The following is a 10,107-nucleotide window of genomic DNA, read 5'->3' on the forward strand; positions in this document are numbered from 1 at the left end:
TTATACAACAAACACACCAGCCAAATAACCAAGTGTCACAAAAATAGGTAATGCAGGCATATAACCATCCAACCTATCAAGTACTCCACCATGACCTGGTAAGATATTGCCACTATCTTTAACTCCAGCGATACGCTTCATCATACTCTCAAAAACATCGCCAACAACAGATAAAACTGCTATTAAAGCTGAAATAATAACCATTGATAAGTACTCAAAAATACTTAAATTCATAAATAGCAAAAATACTATAGCGATAATTACAGCACAAACCATCCCACCCAACAAACCTTCGATAGTTTTATTTGGACTCAATCGCGGAAGCATCTTACGCTTACCCATTGCTTTACCTGTAAAATAGGCTCCACTATCAGCACCTGCAACAACCAATATAAACATGAATATCCACGCAACAGAATTACTATGAAGTACGTACAACGATGCTGCAAATGGTGAGATTGCAAATAAGCCGAGTATCAACATTTCATTAACAGATAATGTATCAAACTTTTGGCGCTCATATCCACTAAGTCTATAAATCGCATACAGCCAAAATACTGGGAAAATATACTGAATGTAAACAAAGAACTCTGACACAACAAACAACACTATCATGAATATCACAAGATAATTTATTGTTTCTTGTTGACTAATCTTTGTAAACTTAAGCCATTCATATGCTGAAAGCATCGCAACCAAAAAAACACCAACACCAAAAAGATAGTCATTTGCATACACAAGTCCTGCAAAAACAAAAACTACCAACAATAAACCAGTTATTATCCTCTCTTTCATACATCCCTCATTTCAAGTTGTTCACCACTCTTACCAAACCTTCTCTGGCGCGAGTAAAAATACTCTTCTGCTTTCTGAAATTCTGACTTTGTAAACTCAGGCCACATAAGATCAGTAAAATACATCTCAGCATAAGACAACTGCCATAACATAAAATCACTTAATCTAATCTCACCACTAGTCCTAATAAGTAAGTCAACCGGCATTTGACCAGCGACCGTATAACTTCCGAAATTATCCTCCGATATATTATCCAGCGCTATCTTACCATTGCCAATATCGTCAATGATAGATTTCATAGCACTAATAATATCCCATCGCCCACCATAGTCAACTGCTAGCCTAAGCTGAAGTCCTGTATTATCTTTAGTAACAGACTCGCTATAATCAATCATTTGTATAAGCTTATCTGATAATCTAGACCTATCTCCAATAACTTTAAGGACAATATTATTACTATGTAATTTTGGAGTTTTATCTTTGAGAGTTTTATAAAAAAGATCCATTAGATCAGAAACTTCTTTAGCTGGTCTAAGCCAATTATCTCTACCAAATGCAAAGAGAGTTAACATCTGAATATTACGCTCAACACAATACTCTATAGCAGCATCTACACTAGATATCGAATTTCTATGACCAAATATCCTTGGCTTCAATCTACTCTTGGCCCAGCGCCCATTACCATCCATAATTATAGCAACATGCTTAAGAGCATTTTCGTTAGCCAAGCTCATAATGAGTAAAATATAAAGTTTAAACTAGATAAATAATAAGAAAGAATAAAGAGAAATACAAGTTTTATTAAGAAATCTAATAATTAGACCACCATTAAATCTTGTTCTTTTTTAACAGCAAGAGCATCTGCCTGTGCAATCATCTTATCAGTAATTTTTTGAATATTATCCTCTGCTCTTTTAGCTTCATCTTCTGTTATCTCTTTCTCTTTGAGAAGTTCTTTGATATCGCCATTAGCATCACGGCGTATATTTCTGATAGAAACTCTACCACTCTCAGTCTCAGATTTAACAAGTTTAACAAGCTCTTTTCTACGCTCTTCATTAAGTGCTGGCATAGGAACTCTCAAACTATCACCTAAGTTAGTTGGATTAAGCCCCAAATCAGAAGTTATAATAGCCTTCTCAATCTTACCTGCAAGCCCTTTCTCCCAAGGAGTAATACCTAGAGTCCTAGCGTCAAGAACTGTAACATTAGCCACCTGAGTAATCGGCGTAGCAGAACCGTAATAATCTATAGTTACATGAGCTAAAATATCAGGATGAGCCCTCCCAGTTCTAATCTTAGCTAAATCATCAGCTAAAACTTCTAAAGTTTTACTCATTCTATTTTCAGCATCTTTTAGAATATCGTTTATCATAAAAACAATCCTTTTTTTTGAAAATTAATTAGTCTAAAGTGACCCAAGTACCATGCTTTGAATCAACTACAGCATCAACCAAAGCATTTGGCTGAGTCAAATCAAACACATATATTGGTATACCAAAATCTCTGCACTGAGTAAATGCTCCCAAATCCATCACATTTAGCTCCTTACTAACAACTTCGGAAAAAGTAACCTTAGCAAAACGCTTAGCATCTGAATATTTATTTGGGTCTTTATCATACACACCATCAACAGTCGTAGCCTTCAACAAAGCATCCGCACCAATCTCAACCGCTCTAAGGCTAGCTGTAGTATCAGTTGTTACAAACGGATTGCCTGTACCTGCCGCAAATATCAAAACCGTGCCTTTTGCAAGCTCTCGATTAAACTCATGCGCACTAGCAACTCTTAACAAACCATCAACACCTTTTGCTGAAAAAATCTCAGCATCAACATCTTCACTGATAAGCATATCACGAAGAGCTAAAGCATTAATCATAGTAGCAATCATACCCATAGAGTCAGCTGTAAATCTTCTAATTTTGTCTCCAAAATCAGCCCTACCTCCGCGTAAGATATTACCACCACCAACGACTATCGCAAGCTCAACACCTAAGTTAACAAGTGTTTTGATTTGATTTATGATAGGAGCAGCAGATTCAACATTTATACCAAAACCTTGATCTGCCGATAAAGACTCTCCACTTAACTTAAGAAGAACCCTCTTAAGCTTTGGAGTATTATGAGAACATTCTAACGAATCATTAGACATATATTAACCTTTGATTTGGCTCATCACCTCTGCTGCGAAATCTTCTTCTTTCTTCTCGATACCTTCACCAACATCTAGGCGGATAAAGCTAACAACTTTAGCGCCTTTGTCTTTAACAAGTTTTTCAACTTTGATGCTAGGATCTTTAACGAAATCTTGACCTAAAAGAGCAACTTCATCTAAGAACTTACGAATTCTACCAACAATCATTTTCTCGATGATTTCAGCAGGCTTACCACTTTCTTTTGCTTGAGCTGTGAAAATTTCTTTCTCTTTTGCTACTACATCAGCAGGAACTTCATCACCAGATACAACCATAGGATTAACAGCTGCTACGTGCATAGCAACATCTTTAGCAAGCTCTTCATCACCACCTTCTAGAGCAGCAACAACACCGATCTTACCACCATGTATGTAAGCACCTAAAGTACTAGCTGCTACAGTCTTAACTCTACGAACTTGAATATTCTCACCGATTTTAGCAATTAGTGATTTACGAGCTTCTTCAACAGTTTCACCAGTTGAAGTCTTAGCAGCTAAAACTTCTTCGATAGTCTCTGCTTTTGCCGCATGAGCTGCTTTTACAGCTTCTTGAGCAAACTTCTTGAAAGTATCATCTCTAGCGACAAAGTCTGTCTCTGAGTTGATTTCAAGTAAAACAGCTCTACCATCAGCAGCATAAACTTCGATAACACCTTCAGCTGCAATACGTGAAGCTTTTTTGTCAGCTTTTGCTTGTCCAGAAATTCTCATTTCTTCAGCAGCTTTTTCAATATCACCAGCAGCTTCAACTAGAGCTTTTTTACACTCCATCATTCCAGCACCAGTTCTTTCTCTAAGTTCTTTTACTAATTTAGCAGAAATATTTGACATTGTTCTATCCTTGTTTGTTTATTATGCTTCTGTAGTTTCTTCAGCTTTTGCTTCTACTGCTCTATCTAAGCCTTGAGCATCAATAACAGCATCAGCAAATTTCTTCATATAGAAAGATATTGACTTAACAGCATCGTCATTACCAGGAATAATATAATCGATACCTTCAGGGTTTGAGTTAGTATCAACAATTGATACAACTTTAATACCTAGCTTTTGAGCTTCTTGAATAGCAATGTGCTCTTTGTTACTATCAATAACAACGATAGCATCAGGTAAACCACCCATTTCTTTGATTCCGCCAAGAACTTTTTCTAACTTCTCTATAGTTCTGATATTTTGAAGCATCTCTTTTTTAGTTAACGATCCAAAAGTACCGTCTTCTTTCATCTTCTCTAACTGAGCAAGTCTCTTGATAGATTGTCTAACAGTTTTGTAGTTAGTAAGCATACCACCTAACCATCTGTGGCTAACAAACGGCATACCACATCTTTTAGCTTCTGCTTCTATGATATCTTGAGCTTGTCTTTTTGTACCAACAAAAAGAACTTTTCCACCATTTGCTACAGTCTTACCAACAAAGTTAACTGCATCTTGGAAAAGAGGAACTGTTTTCTCAAGATTGATAATGTGTACACCATGGTTAATGCCAAAGATGTATTCTTTCATTTGAGGATTCCAGAAAGCTTTTTTGTGTCCAAAGTGAACACCCGCAGATAACATTTCTTTCATTAAAGACATTTTGATTTTCCTTATTTGGGTTATATCTAGTATCTTAGTTATGCCAAATATCATATGAGACACCCTTTGGCACAACTTCTAATTTTGAAGATACATGATTTATTAGTTAAACATTAGCTCATATATAATACAAGCCGTGAAATTTTATCATACTTAATTTATAAATTACAAAAGGTATTTTATATTTATTTAAAATGCTAAAATGTCACAAAATAAATTAAAAAAATAGAGATCAAAAATGATTTCATTAATAGTTGCTTATGACAAAAATCTAGGTATAGGTAAAGAAAATACTCTAGCATGGAAACTTTCTGAAGACCTGAAAAACTTCAAAAAGATAACCGAGAATAATTATATTGTAATGGGTAGAAAAACTTTTGAGTCAATCGGTCGCCCTCTGCCAAACCGCAAAAACATTATCTTAACTAGAGATAAAGATTACAAGCAGGATAAGTGTTTAATAATTAACAGTGTTCAAGAAATTCTAAACTTCGCGCAATCAAAACCTCATTATGAGATTTTTATAATTGGTGGTGCTCAGATTTATAAAGAATTTTTGCAATATGCCGATAGACTATACATAACTGAAGTCGATACAGAAATGAGTGATCTTGATGCTTTCTTTCCTAAGTGGGACAAATCTAAATACAAACGCATAGGCCATAAACAATTCAAAAAAGATGATAAAAACGAGTTTGACTTCACGTTTGCCGTATATGAAAAATCCTCTACTTAATCTTCCGCAAATAAAGCTGTAGATAAGTATCTCTCAGCACTAGAAGCAAAAACAACCACTATCATCTTATTCTCACTCTCAGTACGTTGAGCTATCTCAATCGCCGCTTTTAATGCTGCTCCTGATGAAATACCAGCAGGCACACCTTCCTTATGTGCTACTAAACGTGCATACTCTAAAGCATCTACGTCACTAACTGTAACAATATCATCAATTATAGATGTATTTAGAATCTCTGGAATAAAGCCAGCGCCTATCCCTTGAATTTTATGAGAGCCTGGCTTACCACCTGACAAAACGGGACTAGACTTAGGCTCTACAGCTACAATTTTGATAGTAGGTTTTTTCTGTTTGAGAACTTCAGCAATGCCTGTAATAGTACCTCCGGTACCGACACCCGCCACTAGAATATCTACTTCACCATCAGTATCTTGCCAAACCTCTAAAGCCGTTGTATTTCTATGTGCTTGTGGATTGGCTGGATTAGTAAATTGACCCAATATAACACCATCATTAAGCTCTTTTAATAAATCATTAGCTTTGGCAATTGCTCCAGCCATACCCTCAGCTGCAGGTGTTAAAATAAGCTTAGCACCAAAGTGCTGTATCAACTTACGTCTTTCAACGGATACACTCTCTGGCATAGTAATAATTAGGTCATAACCTTTTGCAGCAGCAATAAATGAAAGCCCTATCCCAGTATTGCCCGATGTTGGTTCTATCAACGTTGTAACACCTGGCTTGATATTACCAGCCTTCTCTGCACTTTTAATAAGATTTAGAGCCACCCTATCCTTGACAGAGGATAATGGATTAAAGAATTCTAGTTTAGCAACCAACTTAACTTTTAAGCCAAACAGCTGCTCTATTTTACAAAGCCTAACCATAGGAGTCTTACCAATAGTTTCAGTAAAATTGTTACATATATTCATAGCTATAACCTTTTATATTCATACAATAATCTACCGCCATTCTATCTTATTTAGATGGCTAAAACATTGGTTTTATAATAGTATATTAAAATCAAAACAACACTTTGGAGTCTTATGATCAAACTATTACGATACTATCAACAACAAGATCCTGCTGCTCCAAGCATTCTTGAAACGATATTTGCTTACCCTGGATTACATGCAATATTACTTCACAGACCCGCAAATCTACTATGGCGTTGTAAATTAAAATTTTTAGGTAGACTCTTATCTCATATATCTAGATTCCTGACAGGAATCGAAATACATCCTGGGGCAACTATCGGCTCATATTGTTTCATTGATCATGGTATGGGCATTGTAATTGGTGAAACAGCAATAGTTGGAAATTATGTATCACTATACCATGGTGTAACTCTTGGTTCATCTGGAAATCCAAAGTTGAGATACACAAAACGTCATCCAACAGTTGAAGATGAAGTAATAATTGGAGCCGGTGCTAAAATCTTAGGTAATATAACTATTGGCAAACACTGCAGAATATCACCAAATAGTGTAATAACAGAAAGCATGGAAGCATATACTACTGCATTACCTATACAAACAAAGATAGTTCACCAATCAACTCAAAAAAAATTAATTCAGCCATGTGAAATAAATAGAACAAACATCTCTTAATGACATAAAAAAGCCACTTAAGGTGGCTTTTTAATTTGGCATCCCGTAGGGGATTCGAACCCCTGTTGCCGCCGTGAAAGGGCGGTGTCCTAGGCCTCTAGACGAACGGGACTTAAGACTTTTAATCACTGTCTTCAGCGATATGATGTGTATTATAATGACTTTTATGGCTTAGTCAAGCCCTTTTGTTAATATTTTTGTTTTTTTATGAATTACATAGTTCTTTTATTGCTCTTTGTAATCTAGATAGTACTTTTTCTTTCCCCAAAAGCTTCAAAGTAATACCAATATCAGGAGATTGCCCTGAACCTGTGATAGCTATACGCAAGGGCATACCTACTTTACCCATACCAACTTCACACTGCTCTGCTGTTGATGCGACTACGTTGTGCAAAGTATCTGGATCTTGCCATTGCTGAGTTTCTAGAGCTTCAAAATTTCCTAAAAGCTTAATAAATATCTCGCCTGTTGTCGTTTTAACATGCTTTTTGACTGCTTTTTCATCATAGACGATATCATCACTATAAAAGTAGCTCGATTTCTCCGTAAGCTCTACTAGTGTATCAACTTTTTCTGCCATCACAGCTACAAGGTCTTGAAGATCAGGACCATTAGCAATATCCAAACGAGATTTTGCAAAATGATATTCAACTTCTGTCCTAATATCCTCAAATTTAGATTCTTTGATGTAGTGTTTGTTCAACCACTTAAGCTTATCAAAGTCAAAACGTGAAGGCGAAGCATTGATATGCTCTAAATTAAAAGATTTTATCATCTCATCTATAGAGAAAATCTCTTGATCTCCATGCGACCACCCAAGTCTAACCAAATAGTTAAGTATAGCCTGAGGTAAATAACCATCTTCACGATACTGCATAACATTGACCGCACCATGTCGTTTAGACAACTTTGCCCCATCTGGACCAAGAATCATTGGAACATGTGCAAATACCGGAATATGAGCATTTAAGGCTTTATAAATATTGATTTGTTTAGGAGTATTATTAACATGATCATCACCACGAATAATATGCGTGATAGCCATATCAATATCATCAACAACCACACAAAAATTATATGTCGGCGAGCCATCTGTTCTTTGGATAATCATGTCATCAAGCTCATGATTTGAAATTGAAATCCTACCTTTTACAGCATCATTCCAGCTGACAAGACCATCTTGCGGATTTTTAAAACGTACTACAAAACTATCTCCTTCTTGAGGAATATAGCTTGCATCACGGCATTTACCATCATAGCCAGTTTTAAGATTATTTGCCTGCTGATGCTCTCTTAACTCATCTAATCTTTCCTTAGAACAGTTACAATAATATGCCTTACCCTCTGCTATTAATTGCTTAATAACTTCATGATATCTATCAAATCTTTTCGTTTGATAATAGATCTCTTCATCATTTTTTAGACCAAGCCAGCTCATACCATCTAAAATAGCATCTACAGCAGCTTGAGTAGATCTCTCAAGATCTGTGTCTTCGATTCTTAATAAAAACTTACCGTTATTGTGTCTAGCATAAAGCCAACTAAAAAGTGCTGTACGTACCCCACCAACATGTAAAAAGCCTGTTGGACTTGGTGCAAATCTTGTTGTAATCATAACAAAATACCTTGAATATAAAATTGCTTAAAGATTAAACTAGAAACGGGCTTCTTGCAAGGGTTAAAGCAAACGATTAATAAGTGTTAGCATATCTAATCAAGATGCTATTTCTTGAAAAGAATTACTCACTACAAGATACCACCTTTTGTCATTTTGTATGGATCAACTACTTTATTAAACTCTTCTTCAGATAAAAAACCAAGAGCATTATTTGCCTCAGCTAACGATAAGTTGTTACTATCTGCATAATGCGCCATTTTAGAAGCTTTATCATAGCCTATCACCGGACTAAGAGCTGTAACAAGCATCAATGAATTTTTGAGATAAAAATCTATTTTGTCATGATTTGGCGTCATTCCTTCCAAAAGATATTTTGTAAAGTTTACACAACTGTCTGAAATAATCTTAATCGATTGAATAATATTAAAAATAATCAAGGGCTTATAGACATTCATTTCAAGGTATCCTGCAGAACCACCGATACCAACAGAAACATCATAACCCATTACTTGAGCAGCAACCATTGCCATAGCTTCACATTGTGTAGGATTAACCTTTCCTGGCATAATTGATGATCCAGGCTCATTCTCAGGGATTAACAACTCATGAAACCCTGCTCTAGGACCACAGCTTAATAGGCGAATATCATTAGCAATTTTAAATAATGAATTTGCTAAAGTTTTGAGTTGCCCCATAATCGCAACTAATGCATCATGCGAACCTTGCACCTCGAATTTATTTGTAGCTGTAACAAATGGTAACCCAGTAATAGAAGCAATATGTTTCGCTACAATTTCAGCAAAACTATCAGGCGCATTTAAGCCAGTACCAACAGCTGTTCCTCCCAGAGCTATCTCATATACACCTTTTAAAGATTCTTTGATTCTTTGAATATTTTTCTCAAGTAAAGCTGCATAGCCTAAAAATTCTTGTCCGAGAGTTAGCGGCACAGCATCTTGCATATGAGTTCTGCCAATCTTAGCGATAGCTTGCCAGTCGTTGCTCTTTGTTTTTAGATCCTCAAACATGTATTCGAGAGCTGGTAATAATTGTTTATTTATCTCAAAAACAGTAGCAATATACATCGCACTTGGAAAGGCATCATTTGATGATTGTGACATGTTGACATCGTCATTTGGATGAATAGGAGATTTACTACCCTTTTTGCCACCTAGTAGCTCAATCGCTCTGTTTGAAATAACCTCATTGACATTCATATTTGACTGCGTACCACTGCCGGTCATCCAAACATGTAGTGGAAAGTGATTATCAAGCTGGCCGGAAATTATCTCATCAGAAACTGTAACAATGATATCTCGCTTATTTGTAGGCAAAATACCTAGCTCATTATTGGTAATTGCCGCTGCTTTTTTGATAATGGCTAAAGCCTTAATAACTTCAATAGGCATCAAATCCTTACCTATAGAAAAATGCTCTATAGATCGCTGAGTTTGAGCACCCCAATAATATCTGTCATCAACTTTGACTTCCCCCATACTATCAGTTTCTATTCTATACAAAGCCATAACCCACAATGAATATCTTGATAAATCTAAGATAACATCAATAACACTAAAAACA

General features: G+C 35.8%; 11 protein-coding genes and 1 tRNA gene. 2 read left to right on the forward strand and 10 right to left on the reverse strand.

Annotated features, from left to right (window positions below; all coding sequences use genetic code 11):
- From FTPG_RS01425 to rpsB, 6 genes are all read right to left on the reverse strand, one after another.
- Nucleotides 1-795, reverse strand: a complete 795-nt coding sequence (locus tag FTPG_RS01425; protein ID WP_004286624.1) for a phosphatidate cytidylyltransferase — start codon at nucleotides 793-795, stop codon at nucleotides 1-3.
- Nucleotides 792-1,529 (reverse strand): polyprenyl diphosphate synthase, encoded by a 738-nt coding sequence (gene uppS, locus FTPG_RS01430; protein ID WP_004286625.1) that lies wholly within the window; start codon nucleotides 1,527-1,529, stop codon nucleotides 792-794. The genes FTPG_RS01425 and uppS overlap by 4 nt, the downstream gene beginning before the upstream one ends.
- Before the next feature lie 83 nt (nucleotides 1,530-1,612).
- The gene (gene frr / locus FTPG_RS01435; RefSeq protein ID WP_004286626.1) at nucleotides 1,613-2,170 is read right to left on the reverse strand and encodes a ribosome recycling factor; all 558 of its coding nucleotides are present in this window, start codon (nucleotides 2,168-2,170) and stop codon (nucleotides 1,613-1,615) included.
- 28 nt (nucleotides 2,171-2,198) lie between these two features.
- A complete protein-coding gene (gene pyrH / locus FTPG_RS01440; RefSeq protein ID WP_004286627.1) occupies nucleotides 2,199-2,948 on the reverse strand; it encodes a UMP kinase in 750 nt (249 codons plus the stop codon).
- 3 nt (nucleotides 2,949-2,951) lie between these two features.
- Nucleotides 2,952-3,821 (reverse strand): translation elongation factor Ts, encoded by an 870-nt coding sequence (gene tsf / locus FTPG_RS01445; RefSeq protein WP_004286628.1) that lies wholly within the window; start codon nucleotides 3,819-3,821, stop codon nucleotides 2,952-2,954.
- A gap of 21 nt (nucleotides 3,822-3,842) precedes the next feature.
- Complete coding sequence (gene rpsB, locus FTPG_RS01450) at nucleotides 3,843-4,562, reverse strand: 30S ribosomal protein S2 (RefSeq protein WP_004286629.1); 720 nt, start codon at nucleotides 4,560-4,562, stop codon at nucleotides 3,843-3,845.
- A 238-nt stretch (nucleotides 4,563-4,800) separates the two neighbouring features.
- Between rpsB and FTPG_RS01455 the strand changes: the two genes are divergently transcribed.
- Nucleotides 4,801-5,298 (forward strand): dihydrofolate reductase, encoded by a 498-nt coding sequence (locus tag FTPG_RS01455; RefSeq protein WP_004286630.1) that lies wholly within the window; start codon nucleotides 4,801-4,803, stop codon nucleotides 5,296-5,298.
- On the opposite strand, the gene cysK is transcribed toward FTPG_RS01455, so the two are convergent.
- Nucleotides 5,295-6,230: a cysteine synthase A gene (cysK, locus tag FTPG_RS01460; protein WP_004286631.1), complete on the reverse strand. Its 936-nt coding sequence runs from the start codon at nucleotides 6,228-6,230 to the stop codon at nucleotides 5,295-5,297. The genes FTPG_RS01455 and cysK overlap by 4 nt on opposite strands.
- 114 nt (nucleotides 6,231-6,344) lie before the next feature.
- Here cysK and epsC point away from each other — a divergent pair, with 114 nt between their 5' ends.
- Nucleotides 6,345-6,908, forward strand: a complete 564-nt coding sequence (epsC, locus tag FTPG_RS01465; RefSeq protein ID WP_004286632.1) for a serine O-acetyltransferase EpsC — start codon at nucleotides 6,345-6,347, stop codon at nucleotides 6,906-6,908.
- Between the two features lie 36 nt (nucleotides 6,909-6,944).
- On the opposite strand, the gene FTPG_RS01470 is transcribed toward epsC, so the two are convergent.
- The 3 genes from FTPG_RS01470 to fumC form a co-directional block, all read right to left on the reverse strand.
- Nucleotides 6,945-7,020 (reverse strand) — tRNA-Glu (locus FTPG_RS01470).
- 93 nt (nucleotides 7,021-7,113) lie between these two features.
- Nucleotides 7,114-8,523 carry a glutamate--tRNA ligase gene (gene gltX, locus FTPG_RS01475; protein WP_004286633.1) on the reverse strand — a complete coding sequence of 470 codons (1,410 nt, stop codon included), beginning with the start codon at nucleotides 8,521-8,523 and terminating at the stop codon, nucleotides 7,114-7,116.
- Nucleotides 8,524-8,654: 131 nt separating this feature from the next.
- Complete coding sequence (fumC, locus tag FTPG_RS01480; RefSeq protein WP_004286634.1) at nucleotides 8,655-10,046, reverse strand: class II fumarate hydratase; 1,392 nt, start codon at nucleotides 10,044-10,046, stop codon at nucleotides 8,655-8,657.
- Nucleotides 10,047-10,107: the final 61 nt, after the last annotated feature.

Origin of the sequence: Francisella philomiragia subsp. philomiragia ATCC 25015, assembly GCF_000156715.1 — a bacterium.
Classification (GTDB): domain Bacteria; phylum Pseudomonadota; class Gammaproteobacteria; order Francisellales; family Francisellaceae; genus Francisella; species Francisella philomiragia.

What these genes read in the sequence shown, in the direction of transcription:
- pyrH (WP_004286627.1), bottom strand. Translation starts at nt 2,948, where the DNA reads ATGTCTAATGATTCGTTAGAATGTTCTCATAATACTCCAAAGCTTAAG.
- FTPG_RS01455 (WP_004286630.1), top strand. Translation starts at nt 4,801, where the DNA reads ATGATTTCATTAATAGTTGCTTATGACAAAAATCTAGGTATAGGTAAA.
- FTPG_RS01425 (WP_004286624.1), bottom strand. Translation starts at nt 795, where the DNA reads ATGAAAGAGAGGATAATAACTGGTTTATTGTTGGTAGTTTTTGTTTTT.
- rpsB (WP_004286629.1), bottom strand. Translation starts at nt 4,562, where the DNA reads ATGTCTTTAATGAAAGAAATGTTATCTGCGGGTGTTCACTTTGGACAC.
- cysK (WP_004286631.1), bottom strand. Translation starts at nt 6,230, where the DNA reads ATGAATATATGTAACAATTTTACTGAAACTATTGGTAAGACTCCTATG.
- tsf (WP_004286628.1), bottom strand. Translation starts at nt 3,821, where the DNA reads ATGTCAAATATTTCTGCTAAATTAGTAAAAGAACTTAGAGAAAGAACT.
- frr (WP_004286626.1), bottom strand. Translation starts at nt 2,170, where the DNA reads ATGATAAACGATATTCTAAAAGATGCTGAAAATAGAATGAGTAAAACT.
- epsC (WP_004286632.1), top strand. Translation starts at nt 6,345, where the DNA reads ATGATCAAACTATTACGATACTATCAACAACAAGATCCTGCTGCTCCA.
- uppS (WP_004286625.1), bottom strand. Translation starts at nt 1,529, where the DNA reads ATGAGCTTGGCTAACGAAAATGCTCTTAAGCATGTTGCTATAATTATG.
- gltX (WP_004286633.1), bottom strand. Translation starts at nt 8,523, where the DNA reads ATGATTACAACAAGATTTGCACCAAGTCCAACAGGCTTTTTACATGTT.